The following is a 17690-nucleotide window of genomic DNA, read 5'->3' on the forward strand; positions in this document are numbered from 1 at the left end:
CCTCCTCTCCTTCCCCGCCGCGCAGAGCCAAGGCGTAGGCGTCCGTCAGTTCCCGGCCCGGGTCCACGCCCAGTTCGTCGGCGAGCAACCGCCGGGTGCAGCCGGTACGGGGGCGGGGAGCGGGGCGTGCGTCGTGGCGGCCGGGCCCGGAACCGGAACCGTGGCGACTGCCTTCGCCCTGTCCCCCGCGGTGGCCTTCGCCTCCTCTCCTTCCCCGCCGCGCAGAGCCAAGGCGTAGGCGTCCGTCAGTTCCCGGCCCGGGTCCACGCCCAGTTCGTCGGCGAGCAACCGCCGGGTGCGGTGGAACCAGTCGAGCGCCTCCGAGCGGCGGCCCGCCCTCCGGAGCGCTCCCATCAGGGCGGCGGACAGCGATTCGCGCAGCGGATGGGCGAAGGCCTCGGCCTGCAGAACGGTGGCGGCCCGGGCATGTTCACCCAACCGTGCGTAGGCTGCGGCCATTTGTTCCACCGAATCCAGCCGGAGCTCCTCCAGCGCGTGCGCGGCGGCCCGGAGCGGTGCGCTCGGACGGGCGTCGGCCAGCGCGGGTCCGCGCCACAGCGACAGGGCCTCCCGGTACATCTCCACGGCCTCGGCCGGGCCGCACCGGCTACGGGCCCGGGCCGTCATGTCCTCGAAGCGGTGCGCGTCGAGCCGCTCCCGTGGCATCCGCAGGACGTACGCCGCGCCCTGGGTGATCAGTTCGACACCGTACGCGCCGGCGTCGGCACCGGTCAGCAGGGTCCGCAGCCGCGACACATGGCCCTGAATGACGCCGCGGGCGCTCGGCGGCGGCTCTTCCTCCCACAGAGCGGCCGTCAGCTGATCGACCAGCACCGGGCAATTGGGGCGCAGCAGCAGGGCGGCCAGCAGGCTGCGTCGCTTGACGGGGCCGAGCGGCAGCACACCGGCCTCGGTGACGACCGACACCGCTCCGAGCAACCGGAATTCCATCTGCCCCATGCCTCCCAGCACAAAGACCTCAGGGTATCCCGTGCGGGGGCACGATTTCGGGGGCCACGATCTCGGGGGGCACGATTTCGGGGGGCACGATTTCGGGGGCCCGGCCGGCGACCGGCGGGGACGTACGTGACCACGCTCTCGCGCCGAGTACCGGCCGGGCGGCATCATGGCTCCACGTGCCCGCCCCGTGAGAGGCGGGCACTGTCGCGTGCCGTGGCGTCAGGTCCTGGGCTTGCGGTGATCGCCCTTGGCGGAGACGGCCTCGAAGGTGCACTCGGCGCTGATCGTCCTGGAACCGCGGGCATCCAGCGAATCCCACCCCGTGGTGTGCTGCACGACCTGTCCCAGGACCCGGCACTCGTAAATCATGCGGACCTGGCTGGCGGATCCCTTGCCCTTGCAGATGACCCACACGGCGGTGTTGGCCCGATAGCCCTGGCAGCTCGGCGGGGTCCAGGCCTTCTCCGTACCGCTCGTTCCGGCTTGCGCGGCGGGGGCGAGGGCGAACCCGGCCGCGCCGAGGGAGAGGGCGGCGACAGCGGTGGCTACGCGTCTGAACACGACGGCTCCTTGTGCCTCAGTGGAAGATACGCCTGGGCCTGACGGTCCTCGGGGTGGCCCGGGACGAGCTTGTGAGCACCGGCAGAACCGGGTCAACGCCATGGCCCGTCCCGGACACGGAAACCGTGTCCGGCCTGCTGTCCAGGCTTTGTCCGGGCCTCGTCCGGACAGGTCGGCCGGTTCGCGGATCGCGGCCCCGCTCCGTGCACGGGCGCGCTCGGCCATCGACATCAAGTCGACCATCGCGGCCTACGAAACGCCGGTCGGCGACCTGTTGTGGCACGCCACAGCCCCGGGCCCCACACCGACGGAGGTCGTCGGCACCCTGCTGGACTCTCCGACCAGCGAAAACGCACGGGCCCGCGGCACGTCCACCAGATGACCGCGGCCACCGTCGCCGAGACGACCCGGCCACTGCCCGACGCGGGCCGGAAACACGCCATCGACGGGCGCTGCATCACATGGGAGGCTCCCGGCGTCCTTGCCGCAGGCGTACAGTTCGACGCCTCGACGCCTTCGCCCCCCAGCAGATCAACGGCCCTTCGACATGCCGAGCCGGATCAGACGCGTGGCCAGATACCGCCCTACGTGATGGATTGGCCGGATTTAAAGCCATGATGTTGCCGGGAAGTTAACTCGGGGACATGATCACTGATCGTATCGATCTGATCACTCATCCAGGAGCCGAGAAGTGATACGCAGGACCGCTCTCCGCGCCCTCACCACCGCCGCCGTCACCGCGGCCTGCGGGCCGACTTCCAGCTCGTGTGTCCCGCGCGGGCTACGACGCTGATGTAGCGAGCCACCAGCCCAGCCCGGCCCGGGCGACCGAGCCGCGCCGGCCCGCCCCGCGGCCGGCCACCACGGTCATGACCGGCGACGAGCGCGCCACCACCGCCACCTCCCGCACTACCGCGTCTCCTTCCGCCTCGCGGCGGCGGCCTCCCTGCCGCCGGCACAGCGACGCAGGGCGCGGCCACGGTCCTGAGCCCCGGGCGGGAGCTCGCCGTGAACCCTCTCCATCGCGTCGCGCTCTCGCATGCCCTCGTTCCACAAGCCTTCACCACAAGGGAGTTGTTGATTTTCATGCACAGACGTCGGAGATTTCTCACCTTCGCCACCGTGGGTACAGTCATATGCACCGCCGGATTCATACCGTCGGTCAGCCAGGCCGCCGGCAGCGGCGACGGGGAAGGGAAGGGGTCCTACGCCGAAACGCACGGCCTGACGGCGGATGACGTCAGGAACATCAACGAACTCAACGAAAGCGCTCTCACGCTGGGGCAACCCGGCATTCCTCCGAGGGAATTTCCTCCGAGCGCCAGCTCACCCTCCCGGGCCCCCAGCTCTGCCGACGACAGGGAAACCCCGCCGGCCGAGCCGCTCGACAGGATGCCTGATGCGTACCGGACCTACGGAGGCAGGGCCACTACGGTCGTCAACAACTACATACGCAAGTGGCAGCAGGTCTACGGTGACCGCAACGGCAAGAAACAGCAGATGACCGAAGAGCAGCGAGAAAAGCTTTCCTACGGTTGCGTCGGTGTCACCTGGGTCAACTCGGGACCCTACCCGATGAACAAACTGGCGTTCGCTTTCTTCGACGAGAGCAAGTACAAGAACGACCTCAAAAGAACCACCCCCCGGCCGGGGGAAACGCAGGCGGAGTTCGAGGGTCGTATCGCCAAGGACAGTTTCGACGAGGGAAAGGGCTTCCAGCGGGCACGTGATGTGGCATCCATCATGAACAAGGCCCTGGAGAATGCCCACGACGAGGGGACCTACATCGACAACCTCAAGACAGAGCTGACGAACAACAATGACGCCCTGCTCCACGAGGACAGCCGCTCGAACTTCTACTCGGCGCTGAGAAACACACCGTCTTTCAAAGAGAGAGACGGAGGTAACTACGACCCGTCCAAGATGAAGGCGGTCATCTACTCCAAGCACTTCTGGAGCGGACAGGACCAGCGGGGCCCCTCCGACAGGAGGAAGTTCGGCGACCCGGAAGCCTTCCGCCCCGACCGGGGCACCGGCCTGGTCGACATGTCGAAGGACAGAAGCATCCCGCGCAGTCCCGCCAACCCTGGCGAAAGCTGGGTCAATTTCGACTACGGCTGGTTCGGGGCTCAAACAGAAGCGGATGCCGACAAGACGATATGGACCCACGGCGACCACTACCACGCGCCCAACAGCGGCCTGGGCCCCATGCACGTGTACGAGAGCAAGTTCCGTAACTGGTCTGCCGGGTACGCGGACTTCGACCGCGGAACGTACATGATCACGTTCATACCCAAGAGCTGGAACACCGCCCCCGCCAAGGTGAAGCAAGGCTGGTCGTGACAGGACCGGGCAGGAGGTCGGCGCCCCGCCCGCCGGGACGAGGGCCACGGTCCGTCCTTGCAAGTGGAGTCCGGGCCGGCCGGGGCGCCAAGTCACACCTCGGTGCCGGTCATTGTGAGGACCACCAGGTCGACGAGGTGACGGCGGTGAAGCCCAGCGACTCGTACAGCGGCCGTCCGAGCTGTGAGGCGGTGAGTGTCACCGGAAGGTTCGCCATGGGTGCGAGTGAGCCGAGCATGACGGCCCGCCCGACGCCGCGCGAGCGGTGCGCCGACGCCGTGCCGACCCAGTAGTGGCCGCCGAACCCGTCGTGGACGACGGTGACACCGGCTCCGGCCGCCTCGCCGTCAAGGACGGCGAGAAAGACGTCCACACCTGGCTGCTCGGTCAGTGTCGTGGGGAACAACTCGCCGGGACGGTAGGGGGTGAACCTGGTCAGCTCGAAGCCCTCGATCACGATCTGCTCGGCAGTCCGCAGCTCGTCCGTCCGCTGGACTCGGATCACCTCCATCGCGGGAGCGGGTACAGGACCAGGCGGGCGCACCATGATCGGCATCTGCCAGTTGCGCAAGCCCAGGTGACTCAGGTCGGTGGAACTGAACGGATCCTCGGCATCCACCGGTCCGGTCGATCGGCCGGCCAGCTCGGTCAGCTCGGCGAGCCCGTGCGCGTCGAGGTCGGGTTCCTGCAGCAAGATGCGCGTCCCGGCGCGTTCGCCGCCCAGCACGGCGAGGAAGCCGCGTCGGCGGATCACCTCGTGGCCGCGGGAGCTTCCGAGCGCGGCCCAGAACGCGGCGGAGTTACGGGCCTGGCGTATCGCCGCGTCGCCGAAGGCCGCGAGGTGATCCGGATGGTCCTGTCTGCTTCGATCCTCGACACGAGTGTCGGGGGAGGTCTGCCGAGTGTCGGCCACGGATGGCTCCTGTTCAGTCACTGTGCGGTGATCCAGGCGAAGGAGCAGGCGGGACCCGAGCAGAAGTCGGCTCGGGTCTTCGGCACGCCTCCGGCCCAACGACGTAATGTCCCTGATAGCCGGGCCGATCTCAACCGAGATTACTGAGCACTCACCTTCTGCGATCTCGCCCGAACCCAGCGGAGAAGCGGGTCGGTCACCTCACCTGGCGGGCGAAGGCCTCGTACGCCCGCTCGCTCGACCCAAGCGAGGACAGGCAAGCCGTGCCAGAACCCTGCAATGATCGGATACTCGCGCTGCCAGCTCCACCGCGGCGAGTGGAACCCGCCCCAGAAGAGGAAGGCCAAGAAGCGCCGCTGACTGGCGCTGACTGCGTTCGGCTCGTCGATCCGGACGGCTGGCGGCTGACCGGCCTCTTCGACATCGAACCGGCCATGGGCGGTGACCGGGCCCACGACTTTATCGCCATCGGCCTGTTCGTCACCCGGGGCGAACCCGCGCTGCTGACCCGGCTCGCCACAGCGTACGGCCACGCGTTCGCGCGCCGGACGAACTGCTCGCGTACGCCTTGCTGCACGGGTACAGCGATCTCCCCTGGTACCTGCGGGAACTGCCCGTGCCCGCCGAAGGGACGTTGCCCGCCCTGGCCGAGGCCTGGTTCGGCGCGGCTTGACGACGCCACGCCGCCGCACAGGGGGACGCCGGGCCGCCCTGTGCATGTCCCTTGACAAGGAAGGAACGGCCGGCCTTCGGGGCCAGGCCAGACCTCACCAGGTGACCGGGAGCGCCTCGACCCCGTAGACCGTCGAGCCCTCGCGGAAGCGGAGGGCGGCTTCGGGGACGGCGAGTCGGAGGGTGGGGAAGCGGCGGAGCAGGGCCGGTAGGGCGATCTTCAGCTCCAGTCGGGCCAGTTGCTGGCCGAGGCACTGGTGGGCGCCGAAGCCGAAGGACAGTTGGGCGACCGGACGGCGACGCAGGTCGAGGTCGTCGGGGCGCTCGGGGACGAGCTCGGGGTCACGGTTCGCGGTCAGGGGAGAGAGCAGTACGTGCTCGCCTTCGGCGATCCGGTGGCCGTTGATCTCGACGTCGGTCACGGCCGTGCGCAGGAGCGGTGCGGGGATGGCGAGGTGGCGCAGGAGTTCCTCCACGGCCGTACCGGTGACGGCGGGGTCGTCGCGGAGGGCGGCGAGCTGGTCCGGGCTGCGGAGCAGGGCCAGCACGCTCAGGGCGAGCATGGTCGCCGTGGTCTCGTGTCCCCCGACCAGGAGGGTGGTGCCGAACCCGATGAGTTCCTCGTCGGTGAGCTCCGCGCCGTGCCGCCGCACCACCGTGCCCAGCACCCCGTCCCCGGGGGTTGCCCGGTTGCGGGCGACGATGTCCGCCATGGCCGCGTTCAACTCGGCCGAGGCGGCGACCAGCCCGTCGGCGCCGACGGTCCCGTCCATGATCACCTGGGAGCAGCGCTGGAACATGGACCGGGTCCCGTAGGGAACGTCGAGCAGTTCGCAGATCGCCAGGGACGGGACGGGCAGGGCGAACGCCTCGACCAGGTCGACGACCGGTCCCTGCTCCGCCATGGCGTCGAGGTGACCGGCGACGATCGTCTCGATCGCGGGACGCAGTCGCTCGACCTGACGGACGGTGAAGCTGCCGGTGAGCATCCGGCGGAGGCGGGCGTGTTCCGGACCGCTGTAGGCGGGCAGGAAGCCCGGGTGGTTGAACAGGGTGCGCGGCAGCATCGGGTCGATGCCGTCACCCGTCACCAGGCGCTCGTCCGCGAAGGCGGCCCGGACGTCGCCGTATCCGGTGATGACGACGGCCTCGATCTCGCCGCGCACCGGATGGAGGACGCGCAGTCGCGGCAGGCCGTCCTCCTCGCGCATCCGGCGCAGGTCCGGCGACGGGGCGAACGGGCAGGTCCGGTCCCGTTCGGAGGCTACGAAGGACGCCGGGCGGTGAGCCGCCGGCCGGTGGTCGGGCATGCTGCTGCTCCTCAGCTGCTTCGGGTTCCGGGGACGTGGTACCGGGTGGAGGCGTGGTGCCAGTCGTAGGCGCCGCGGATGGTGGTCTGCAGTGCCTGCGTGCAGTAGCGCCGGAGCAGGTCGCGTTCGGCCGGGTCGAGGTGGCCCGTCGCCGTGGCGGCGAGAAGGGCCCGGTGGGCGCCGGTGAACAGTTCCAGGGCTTCGGCCCGGCGGAGGAGAGCCTGGTCGATCGCTTCCGTCCGGGAGAGCCCGTGGTCCCGTTCCAGGCAGAGCACCAGGTTGTTCCGCTCCCCCAGTGCTGTGTCCTTGTCGAGGGAGACGATGTCGTTGTCGCAGATGATGAAGGTCTTCGTCATCTCGCGCATGACCGACAGGTGCGGCAGCGCGTAAAGGTGGTCCGGCAGGACGCACGAGGACAGGCGTTCGGCAAGGTCGATGACGGGTGCCACGCCGATGGTGTGGCGCCGGACCCGCAGGTATGTGCCCAGCGACATGGGCGCGCCGGTGTGCCGGCTGCGCGCCTCGTGGACGTGGTGGTCGAGGTAGGAGGACCAGTGGGCCGCCGATCGCTGGATCCAGTCCTCCGGCATGTCCTGGCAGCTGCGTCGTCGCATGTCGGCGAAGGCGCCGGCCAGGGGCAGCGGGGATGCCTCGCCGGTGGTGCCCTCCTTGACGAGTCCGACGAGGTGACGGACCCGCTCGGGTGACCGGCCCCACTCTTCGTCGAGCGCGTCGTCGAACAGGAAGTACCAGCTCTGCTGGTCGACTCCGAGGTCCAGTTCGCTTCCGGTCGCGGTCGGATAGAACATGGCCGCGATCAGCGGGAACTGGCCCCTGAGGTGGTGGGCCTCCGCCGCTTCCGAGGACAGGAAGCCGAAGGACTTCGGCCAGGCGAGGTGACGGTCGTGGGCGGCCCGGAAGTCCGGGCTGATCCGGCACGGAAAGGGGACGGGATCCGAGGCCGAGGTCGGGGCCTGGGCCGGTGGCCCCGGATCCACGGACACGTACTCTGCCGTCGATGTCATGGGGTGGCGCACCTCCGGAAAACGGGGCCGGTTCAGTCGGCCGGCCAGGGCGAGACGCGCATGGGCAGCGCATTGGGCCGGATCAGCGCTTGGACCACCGGCCGGACCCGGTGCCCCTCGACCGGCCGGGGTCGCCACCGCGAGACGATCGCGCGCAGGACTACCAGCATCTCGGTCATCGCGAAGTGGTCGCCGATGCACTTCCGGTTGCCGAGGGCGAAAGGGACGTAGGCACCCGGTGGAAGGTCCTTCTCGGTACGGCCGAGCCACCGGTCCGGGTCGAACCGCAGCGGGTCCGGGTAGTACGCCGGGTCGCGGTGCATCGTCACCGCGCTGTAGAGCAGCTCGGCTCCCCGCGGGAGTTCGACCCCGCAGACCCGCACCGGCTCCAGAGCGCGCCGCATGAGCAGCCAGCTGGGCTGATGGAGCCGGAGGACCTCCCGGAGGAACCGGTCGGTGAAGGGGAGCGTCGCCGCGCCGGGCAGGGCTCCGGCGGGCAGCGCGTCGCACTCGTCCCGGATCCGCCGGGTGATCTCCGGGCGCCGGCCGAGTTCGTGGAGGGCCCAGGACAGGGTGGTCGATGTGGTCTCGGCACCGGCCATGAGCAGGGACAGCAGCTCGTCGCGAGCCTCCACGTCGGTCATCCCCCGCGGATTCCCCGGGGTGCCCGCGAACATGATCGACAGCAGGTCACCGCGGTCGGTGGGGTCCTGCCGGGCCTGACGGACGGCGGTGTCCGCGAGCTCGCGCAGCGCCGCGGCGGCGGCCAGGTACTTGCGGTGCCCCAGCACGGGTGAAGTGGCGATCGGCGCGGGCAGCACGGTGCCCACGAAGACCCCGCGCATCACCGTGGTCAGATGCTCGGCGACCTGTTCCCCCAGTTCGGCGACGGCCGCGGCACCCTCCGGGCGTTCGGTGCTGAACAGCGTCGCCACGAGCATGACCGTCATCATCCGGCGCAACACCACGTCCATGGCGATCACCTCGCCCGGACGCCAGGCCGACACCTGCTCCTCGGCGATGTCGGTCATCGTGCCGACGCACGCGGCGATGCTGTTCCGGTGAAAAGCCGGTTGGAGCGCGCGCCGTTGACGAAGGTGGAAATCCCGCTCGGACGTGATGATGCCGTTCCCGATGAAAGGCCGCGCGACGTCGAACAGCAGCCCTTTGCCGAACTTCCTGCTCTGCGTCAGAAGAACGTCGTGGACGGCCTCCGGTGAGTTCAGGATGAACACCGGCCGATTCCCGAGGAATATCCTGACGATGTCGCCCCGTGTCCTGATCGATTGCAGGAACTCCACCCGTTTGACGGCCAGCTGCGGCAGGTGGCCGAGCAGGGGTAAGCGCCCCGGCACGATGGGGGCCGCCACCGCTGGAGCGGTGATGGAACGCACAGCTCTGCACCTCCCTGAAGCGTGAGATCAAAAGTTCAGCCGGCGTCGGCAGCCTTCGCGCGGGTGTACATCACCGACCGCTGCTGCTTGTGGCGTTGGACGCGTCCCTTGGCGACCAGAGACTCGAGGGTGTTCCGTACCACCTGCGGTGTCGGAACACGGCTCGGGTCCTGCTCCAGAAGTTCGTCCCGCAGTTCCTTGGCCGAACGGGGTTCGTCATGACCGGCGAGCAGGTCCATCAGCAGGTCCCCGAGCAGAGGCCGGCTCGACTTCCCCTTCGCGCCGCTCTTCGTCCCGGTCCCCGCTGGAGCTGTCCTGCTCGGCGTCGAACGCGGCGTGGCCGCTCCGACCGCGCCTCGGCGCTTCGCCTTCGCGTCCACGGGCTCGTCCTGTGCCTGCTGCGGCAGACGCGAGGCATCCGCGAAGCCTTCGTACCGCTCGGCGAGGTCGAGGATGTCCGACAGCAGGGCTTCCTCCTGCTTCAGCAGCTCGATCCTCTTCGCCAGCTCCTCCTGACGCCTGCGGTTCTCCTCCAGTTCCGATGCGACCTGTTCCACGTACCGCGATCGGAGCTTGGCCGCTGCTTGGCTGCTCACACCTTCACTCCCTTGATATGGACGACGCTGCGCATGGTACCCACGCCGAGATTCCCGTGCGGTTGGGTGTCAACGCCGGATGGCTCGTCGAACATGTTCGCTCCTCACCATAAGGGCAAACATGCCTCTGCGTGTAGGCACAGGCGTGCCGGGGATTCACGCATGTGTACTCGTCAGCACATATCGAACGGTGACTCACACCTCGTGGTCACACCTGCCTTACGTTGACAGCCCGATCTCACACATGTCAGCATCGCCACCCGTTGAACGGGCTCCGACGCCGCGGCCGCGCGACACACTCACGCGGTTCCGGCCCGCCCATCCACCCCCATGACTGATCCGCCTGGTCGTCACGCAAGGACCGTTACGGAAATCGGCATCGGGTTCCTGGCTCGTGGCGGGCTGCGGCGGACGGGAAAGAGAGACGGACAGTTGTCCATACGTACGCCGGGACGCGGGTCCCGGCGCAGACCGACCCCTTGGCGGGCGAGCGCTGTGGCGCAGGCCCTGTGCGCGGCGATGCTCGCCTCGCTCGTCACGTTATTCACACCGCCCGCGCCGGCACAGGCGGTCGAGGACCTCGACAAGCGGGCCATCACGTTCAACATGCAGGGTGGCACCCGATGGGAGACCATCAGGACGGGCCTGACCAAGGACGCCGACATCGTGGCCCTGCAGGAGGCCACGACCGCCCCCTGGGACTTCACCAAGAACGAAGTGATCACCGACAACCTCGGCGACACCGCAAAGACCCCGACCGGGCTGCCCAGCCTGAAGTACCGGGTCTACGCGCAGCAATGGGGTGATCGAAGGGCGCAGGGGGTCCTGCTCTACCTGGACATCCTGGGCAAGGACTCCTGGGGCACCAGTACCGGTACCGGCGCCGACACCGGTGACAAGGACACGGAGAACAACAGCCAGAAGTCCATGGCGATCTGGCTGCGGGACGCGCCGGCGGATCTCAAGGACCTCAAGGACCGTGTCAGGGTCTTCCCCGCCCAGGACGCGGGCAACAAATGGATCAGGTCCCGTCCGGCGTTCGGCGTGAAGGTCGACAACACCTGGTACTTCGACATCCATGCCGCGTCGATCCGTTCCGGTGACGCGGTCAACAGGCACACCGTCGCCCTGATCGACACGATCTCCCAGACCATGGCCGGCGAGCGATGGCGGGCCCTGGGTGACTTCAACAGCGCCGCGGCCCCCACGCGCGGCAGGTTCCCCAACACGTTCTACGCGACGCAGAACAGCAAGTCCGACGGCACGCCCGTCACGACGCAGCAGAGCGGCTTCGCGCTGGACTACATGATCGCGAGCGATCAGCTGAGGAACCTCGACGTGTCGACGACCGGCCGGAACGGCAATTCCGACCACCTTCCCGTCAGGTTCGCCCCACGGAACACAATCCCGTGCGCCAGTGGCTGGAGCCAGCCGACGCGCTACAACTACGACGCCGCCGTCCGGCTCGCCGCGCGTGCCGAGCAGGACGCGTGCGGTCCGCCGCCTGCGGTCGTCTCCATGGGGGACAGCTACATTTCGGGCGAAGCGGGGCGGTGGGCCGGGAACGCCCCCGCCTCCGCTGTCGGCTCGGCGTGGGGCACCGACCGGGCAGCGGTGAACTGCAACAGTGACGAGAGCGTGTGCGACCACGCCCCGTCCAAGGTGTACGGCGACACGTCGTACGACAAGGGCGGAAGCGGGTGCGACCGGTCCGACTCCGCCGAGATCAAGGGCCTGACGGTCGACGACGTACCGCTGGAGCGGCGTTTCAACATCGCCTGCTCGGGAGCGACGACGGACAACGTCACCACGACCGGCTTCAAGGGCCGGCGGCCCCAGATCGACGATCTGCGCGACATCGCCCGGAGCAACGAGGTGCGACTGGTCGTGCTGTCGATCGGCGGCAACGACCTGAAGTTCGCCGACATCCTCCAGGACTGCGTCAAGGCGTACTTCTACCCGTCCCTGTTCAACAAGGGCTGTCGCGGCGCCAAGGAGAAGGAGTTCGCCGACGGCCTCGACCCCGCACGGGCGAAGATCGTGAAGTCGGTCGAAGCGATCCGGAACGTGCTGCGCGAGGCCGGGCAGGAGGACGGCTCGTACCAGATCGTGCTGCAGTCCTACCCCAACCCCCTGCCGCTCGGCCGCGACTACCGCGACTACCGCGACCCGGAGAACGCGCCCGTCCCGCCCGCCAACTACAGCCGGTACCTGAGTGGCGGATGTCCCTTCCTGGACGCGGACAGCGACTGGGCGCACTCCTCCGTGGTGCCCCGGATCAGTGCCATGCTGCGCGGCGCCGCCAACGAGGCCGGGGCGTCCTTCCTGGACCTGCAGGACGCGTTCGCCGGGCACGAGCTGTGCGGCAGGACGACGCAGCAGGCGGGCAAGGACCACAAGCTCTCCGCCCCGCTCCCCGCCGAGCGCGCCGAGTGGGTGCGGTGGGTCCCGTACCTGGTCGATGGTCTCAAGGACCTGCCGTGGCAGGCCCAGGGGAACCAGCAGGAGGCGATCCACCCCAACCACTACGGCCAGCTCGCCCTGTCGGCCTGCCTGACCAAGATCACGGCGAAGCTCGGCGCGGCCCCGGTGACCTCGTCGTGCGTGGGCAAGCCGTCCGGTGCTCCCGGCTCCGTCGACGGAAGCGTGGACAACAGTACGGTGCTGAGCAAGAGCAACCGCCGTGCCCCCGTGGCCGGGCTGCCGGACTGGAGCCGGGCCGGATACCGCACCGGTGAGGTGCTGCCCACCGCCGCTTCCCGCACCTCCGACCCCACCTGCCGCATCACCCCGTCCGAGCTCGAGCAGCGGTTCAAGGTGAGGCCCGACGACGGGCAGGACGACACGGCGGGGCTGCAGAGCGCCATCGACCGGATCCGCGAATCCTGCACGCCGGGCGCGGGCCCCAACAGGCTGTCGGTGATCGAACTGCCCAAGGGCAGGCTTGACGTCAGCAAACAACTCGCCGTGGACGCCTCCTACCTGGTCATCCGCGGCCAGGGTTCCGACCCGGACGGCGGCACGCGGATCGTCTTCCGACCCGACGAGAACACCCGCTACGACGTCCTGACCGAGAAGGGCGAGCGCTGGAACCAGGGCGCGATGCAGCACAAGTGCGAGTTCACGACCGGCAACAACGTCGCCACGGGCGGCTGGATCTGGCCGGGACGCGGGCTGTTCCGGGTCCAGACCCGCGAGGTCGCCGAGAAGTACCTCAAGATCTGCGGCTACCCCTCCAAGATCCCGGAGAACCGCCGTGACCTCTTCGAGGGCTCCGTCAACCAGCACTGGGAGTCGGGTGTCGCCGTGGCCGGATCCCCGGCCGACGCCAAGTACGCCGCGCGCCAGGGCGACCGGGTGATCCAGCTGGACCCCAAGGCGAAGATGGACGCCTTCAAGCCGGGCGGCGACCTGTGGGTGGGCGCGGCCAACAGCCTCAAGTTCTACCAGGGCCAGGAGGTCGCCGGGGCCTCGGCGGACGACGGCCGGCTGGAGAACCTCCACATGCGCCAGCAGGTGTTCACCATCGCCTCGGTGGACGCCGCCCGCCACACCGTCACGATCGGCAAACCGCTGGAGTTCGACGTCCCGGTCGACTCCACCTCGGACGGCTCCCCGCCGCTGGGGGTGAACGGCAAGCCCTACCCCAGCAAGGTCACCGCGCTGAAGATGATCACCGATGTGGGATTCGAGGACTTCTCCTTCACCGAGGACATCAACGGCCTGCCAAAGCTCCGTGGCGGCGGTACGTACCAGCTCAGTCCGGCCGACGCGGTCCACAACTACGGCAACATGGCACCCGAGTACGCCATGCACGGCATCGTCTTCAAGTGGGCCGCCGACTCCTGGGTACGCGGTGTCCGCGCCGACATGACCGGCTCCCACCCGGTCGTCACCGAGGTGGCCAGGAACATCCAGATCGAGCACAACGTCTTCGACGGCGCCTGGAACAAGGGCAAAGGCGGCAACGGCTACCTGCGCGGATCCCGCGTCTGGGACTCCCTCTACGCCTTCAACACCAGCCGCAACCTGCGACACCTCACCTTCCAGTGGTCGGCTTCCGGCAACGTCGCCATCGGCAACGACCTCGACTCCGACCTGAACCTGCACGGCGGCTGGGAACGCCGGAACCTGTTCGAGAACAACACCGTGCACGTTCCCTACAACCACTCCTCCGGCGAGTGCACCACCAACTGCGGTGGTGAGGGCGGCGCCGGAGACAAGGGCACCTGGTGGCCGATCTACTGGGCCGCCGGCAGCAAGGGCATCGGCTGGTCAGGATCCACCGGCCCGCAGAACGTCTTCTTCCGCAACACCCTGACCAAGCAGACGACCCCAGGAGGTCCCTACGAGCCCTACCGGCCCTACGCCGACACCTCCAGGGTGTTCCAGTTCGGTTCCGCCGCCGGCGACGCGAGCGTCTTCCAGCACCTGAAGGGCGCGGGCGGCCCCATCCAGGACTGGGCGGACAACGAACGCGACGACTACACCGGCGGTGACGGCGTCAACGCCTCCAGGGCCGACGCCGGCCGTTCCCTGTTCCTGCGCGACTACCACTCCTGAGTCACGGCCCGCGGCCATGCGCGCCCGTTCCCGGCGGACTTCGGTCCGCCGGGAACGGGCGCGCCGCGTATGCCCCCCTGGCACATGTGTGAGATCTATCCATTCACACGTGTGTGTTGGCCGACTTTCAACCTTGTGTGTGTTTCGAGGGCGTGATTGCCTACAGGTGTGAACGGTCGACACGTAAGAGACACAATGATGAACCGACGCCTTCTTCTGCGTACGAGCAGCACCGCGGTGGCCGGCGCGCTCGGCGCGGCCGCCCTGCCGGACACCGCGGCGGCGGCCGCGGAGGCCGTCCAGAGCCCTTCCGCCCGCCCCACCGGGGGCTCGGGTCCGACCGAGGGAGTCACCCGTACCCTCCTCCAGGAGCACCCCTCGCCCGCCGAGGGGTGGGAATCCGTGCAGACACTCGTGGAGATCCCATGCCACAAGGAGTCGGGACGGCACAGCCATCCCGGCATCGAGGTCGGCTACATCATCCGCGGTGACGTCCTGATGGAATTCGACGACAGGCCGCCCCTCCGTCTGCGCACGGGGGACCCGTTCTTCATCCCGGAAGGCGCCATCCACAACGCCCGCAACGTCGGCACGGTGACGACGATGATGCTCTCCACGTACGTCGTCGACGAGACGAAGCCGCTCGTGACGACCTATTAGGCTGCGGAGTCCCGTTCGGCGATCACTCGGACCGCGCTCTCCGGTCGGTGAGAAGGTCCGCGGTGGTGACGTCCCAGTCGACTCCGGACAGCTCATCACCAGCGGGAACGAGCTCGTAGGTGTGATCGAGCCACTCCGAGAGCGGTGGTATCGGCAGTTCGAACAGCGCCGCCATGTCGCCGGAGACCAGCTGGAGCCACGCGGTCGCCCGGTTCTCCGGATCCTCCAGGTTCTCCGGATTCGACGGCCAGATCTGGATGTCGCCGATTCCGCTCCTCGAGCGCAGCCCCTGCCGGAGCAGGTCCCGTCCGATGCGCCACAGGGCGCGCGGGCCGCCCTCGACGCCGAACTCCACACACACGATCAAGGGGACTCGCGGGTCGAACCTGAACTCGGCCCTGATCGCCTGGCGTGCCGAGGCGCTCAGGACGCGTTCGATGTCCAAGGTCAGGTGAGACCGACCGTGCCGTGCCGTTCGGTCGGCCTGTACACCTGGTTCGTAGCCGCTCATGACGCGTGGATCCTTACCTGTGAGGAAGCTGGCTCGACCCACTCTCGTCCCCTGCGGAGCACTGCGCGTAAGTAAGTTGACCGCCGAAATCAGGCTCCGGCCGCGTGCGGCGGCCGGCGGCGTTAAGTCATTCGACTGCCCAGGGCGTCGCGCAGCGCGGCCCTGGAGGTGATGCCGAGTTTGGGGAAGACCCGGTAGAGATGGGAGCCGACGGTGCGCGGTGACAGGTGCATGCGTGCGCCGATCTCCTTGTTGGTCAGGCCGCCGGCGGCGAGATCCGCGATCCGGCGTTCCTGCCACGTCAGTGCCGCGAGGCACGCCGCAGAGGTGGAGGTGGAGCTGGGCGCGCCCGCGGCACGGAGCTCCGCTCGGGCTCGTTCGGCCCAGGGGGGTGTGCCGAGGCGTTCGAAGGTTTCGGCGGCGAGCGTGAGGGTGGCGCGTGCGGCTTTGCGCCCTTGGGCGTGGCGGAGGCGGATGCCGTGGGCGAGGCGGACGCGGGCGAGTTCGAAGGGGAAGCCGGCGGCGCCGGGGTGGGTTTCGGCGCGGTGGTACATGTCGTCGGCTTCGGTGGGGTCGGTGGCGGTCATGGCGAGGGCGCCGTAGGTGAGGAGAGCGAGGCGGGGGGAGACGGCGGGGAGGCCGGCGTCGTGTGCGGCGAGGGCGTGGCGGCGTGCTTCTTCGGTGCGGCCGGTGTGGAGGGCCGCCTCGACGAGGTCGAGGAGGGTGCGGGAGGCTTGGTGGGCGTAGGAGGTGAAGGTGCCGGGGGGTGTGATGCCGATGGCGTGGAGGTACGCGGCTTCGTAGTCGCCTTCGGTGAGGGCGGCGATGGTGCCGATGGCGTCGGCGATCTGGGTGAGGAATCCTACGCCGCGGGGGCGGGCCCAGGTGTCGACGGTGGCCTGGAGCTCTCGTGCGCGGTCGGTCCGGCCGCGCATCGCGGCGAGGAGGCCGAGGTACGCGTGTGTGTGGTGAGCGAACAACGCGTAGTCGTGCGCCGTCGTCAGGTCCAGGGTGCGCTGTCCGGTCCGTTCGGCCTCGTCCCACTCCCCCACCGCCATCTGGTCGAGCATGATCAGATGCAGCATGGTCATGGCCGATGCCACGGCCCCGGTCTCCACCTCGCGGTCGACGGTGCGCTGGAAGTGCGAGCGGTACTGGCTGAGGGTGTCGACGTGGTAGGCGGCGACGCCCAGGCGGGTGGTCTCCCACGGTTCGAGAGTGTGGAGATCGTCGAGGGCGCGCTCCAGCCGCTCGCGCACGCCGGTGCCGCGACGCACCACGTCCCCCCAGGCGTCCTCGTAGATGCGGGAGTTCGGGGACACCAGGCCGCCCAGGGAGCCCAGCAGCTCGTGTGTCCGCTCCCACGACGTCTTGTCGCTCGCGTACTGGCTGATGGCCAGGAGCAGGTTCACCAACCGGGTGAGCACCTCGTTCGGTTCCCGCACTCCGCTGTCACGGATGTTCTCGATCGCCGCCATGATGTGACGCTGCGCGGACCGCACGTCTCCGTCCTCGTACAGCGCGACGTAGGCCGATGTGAGGACCGAGGCCGGGGATTCGCTCGTCCCTGTCGTGGTGTCGGAGCGGACCAGTTGCCGAGCCCGGTCCAGCAGCCCGGCCTGGCCGGCGACGAACGCCGCGTCGCCCAGTCTCCGGGACCGTTCCTCATGGCTCCGGCTCAGCTCCGCCGCCCGGGTCAGCCAGGACACGGCGGTCAGCGAGGCGCCGCGCAGGGTGGCGGAGTCGGCGGCCGCCTCCAGCGCAGCCGCGACCCGCTCGTCGGGGTCGACCGCGGAAGCCGCCAGGTGGATGGCGCGTCGTTCCACGTCCTCGCGGTGCACGTGCGCGAGGACCGCGTGGGCGGCACGCCGTTGGCCGGCGGTCGCCGTCTGGACGACCGCCGACCGCACCAGAGGGTGCCGGAAGACGAAGTCACCGCTGAGGGGGTCCATGTCCAGCAGGCCGCATGCCGCCGCCTCGTCGGCGTCCGTCATGCGGTAGCGCGTGCCGCGGCCGTGTCCGGTCGCCGTGCCCGCTCCGACGCCGTCCAGGGCACCGCGCAGCAGTTCCGCGCGTACGGCGTCATCGAGTGACGCGATACGGGCGCCGTACACGTGCTGAAGGCGCCGGGGGGGGGGCAGGGGCGGGCGGGGCGGCGGGCGTGAATTGCATAGGCGTTTCC

General features: G+C 69.1%; 12 protein-coding genes and 2 pseudogenes. 4 read left to right on the forward strand and 10 right to left on the reverse strand.

The features are described 5' to 3' along the window. Positions 1-87: 87 nt before the first annotated feature. From K6I33_RS16545 to K6I33_RS36035, 3 genes and pseudogenes are all read right to left on the reverse strand, one after another. Positions 88-951: pseudogene (locus K6I33_RS16545) on the reverse strand (BTAD domain-containing putative transcriptional regulator); the annotation flags it as partial. A gap of 228 nt (positions 952-1179) precedes the next feature. Then, positions 1180-1521 (reverse strand): hypothetical protein, encoded by a 342-nt coding sequence (locus K6I33_RS16550; protein WP_229352685.1) that lies wholly within the window; start codon positions 1519-1521, stop codon positions 1180-1182. A gap of 781 nt (positions 1522-2302) precedes the next feature. Then, positions 2303-2431, reverse strand: coding sequence for a hypothetical protein (locus tag K6I33_RS36035; protein ID WP_275126712.1), 129 nt, complete (start codon positions 2429-2431; stop codon positions 2303-2305). Between the two features lie 98 nt (positions 2432-2529). Between K6I33_RS36035 and K6I33_RS16555 the strand changes: the two genes are divergently transcribed. Beyond that, positions 2530-3864, forward strand: coding sequence for a protein-glutamine gamma-glutamyltransferase (locus K6I33_RS16555; protein ID WP_229352686.1), 1335 nt, complete (start codon positions 2530-2532; stop codon positions 3862-3864). A 109-nt stretch (positions 3865-3973) separates the two neighbouring features. On the opposite strand, the gene K6I33_RS16560 is transcribed toward K6I33_RS16555, so the two are convergent. Further along, positions 3974-4777, reverse strand: a complete 804-nt coding sequence (locus K6I33_RS16560; RefSeq protein ID WP_229352688.1) for a GNAT family N-acetyltransferase — start codon at positions 4775-4777, stop codon at positions 3974-3976. A 380-nt stretch (positions 4778-5157) separates the two neighbouring features. Here K6I33_RS16560 and K6I33_RS16565 point away from each other — a divergent pair. Then, positions 5158-5450 (forward strand): annotated as a pseudogene (locus tag K6I33_RS16565) (phosphotransferase); the annotation flags it as partial. 94 nt (positions 5451-5544) lie between these two features. Here the strand turns inward: K6I33_RS16565 and K6I33_RS16570 are convergent. The 4 genes from K6I33_RS16570 to K6I33_RS16585 are packed head-to-tail and all read right to left on the reverse strand — an operon-like array spanning position 5545 to position 9774. Further along, the gene (locus tag K6I33_RS16570) at positions 5545-6759 is read right to left on the reverse strand and encodes a cytochrome P450 (RefSeq protein ID WP_229352690.1); all 1215 of its coding nucleotides are present in this window, start codon (positions 6757-6759) and stop codon (positions 5545-5547) included. A gap of 11 nt (positions 6760-6770) precedes the next feature. Further along, a complete protein-coding gene (locus K6I33_RS16575) occupies positions 6771-7784 on the reverse strand; it encodes a pentalenene synthase (protein ID WP_229352691.1) in 1014 nt (337 codons plus the stop codon). Between the two features lie 32 nt (positions 7785-7816). Then, a complete protein-coding gene (locus K6I33_RS16580; RefSeq protein WP_229352692.1) occupies positions 7817-9178 on the reverse strand; it encodes a cytochrome P450 in 1362 nt (453 codons plus the stop codon). 35 nt (positions 9179-9213) lie between these two features. Next, on the reverse strand, positions 9214-9774 hold the full coding sequence (locus K6I33_RS16585; RefSeq protein WP_229352694.1) for a hypothetical protein: 561 nt from the start codon (positions 9772-9774) through the stop codon (positions 9214-9216). Between the two features lie 495 nt (positions 9775-10269). Here K6I33_RS16585 and K6I33_RS16590 point away from each other — a divergent pair, with 495 nt between their 5' ends. Then, a complete protein-coding gene (locus K6I33_RS16590; protein WP_229352696.1) occupies positions 10270-14337 on the forward strand; it encodes a GDSL-type esterase/lipase family protein in 4068 nt (1355 codons plus the stop codon). Between the two features lie 198 nt (positions 14338-14535). Further along, complete coding sequence (locus tag K6I33_RS16595) at positions 14536-14997, forward strand: cupin domain-containing protein (RefSeq protein WP_229352698.1); 462 nt, start codon at positions 14536-14538, stop codon at positions 14995-14997. Between the two features lie 22 nt (positions 14998-15019). Here K6I33_RS16595 and K6I33_RS16600 read toward each other — a convergent pair whose 3' ends face one another. Further along, entirely contained in the window at positions 15020-15442 is a 423-nt protein-coding gene (locus K6I33_RS16600) for an SsgA family sporulation/cell division regulator (RefSeq protein ID WP_308297193.1), read from the reverse strand. A 188-nt stretch (positions 15443-15630) separates the two neighbouring features. Beyond that, positions 15631-17690 (reverse strand): LuxR C-terminal-related transcriptional regulator (locus K6I33_RS16605; protein WP_229352702.1); only part of this gene is annotated, 2060 nt, incomplete at its 5' end.

The organism is Streptomyces sp. UNOB3_S3, from assembly GCF_020740895.1.
Taxonomy (GTDB): Bacteria; Actinomycetota; Actinomycetes; order Streptomycetales; family Streptomycetaceae; genus Streptomyces.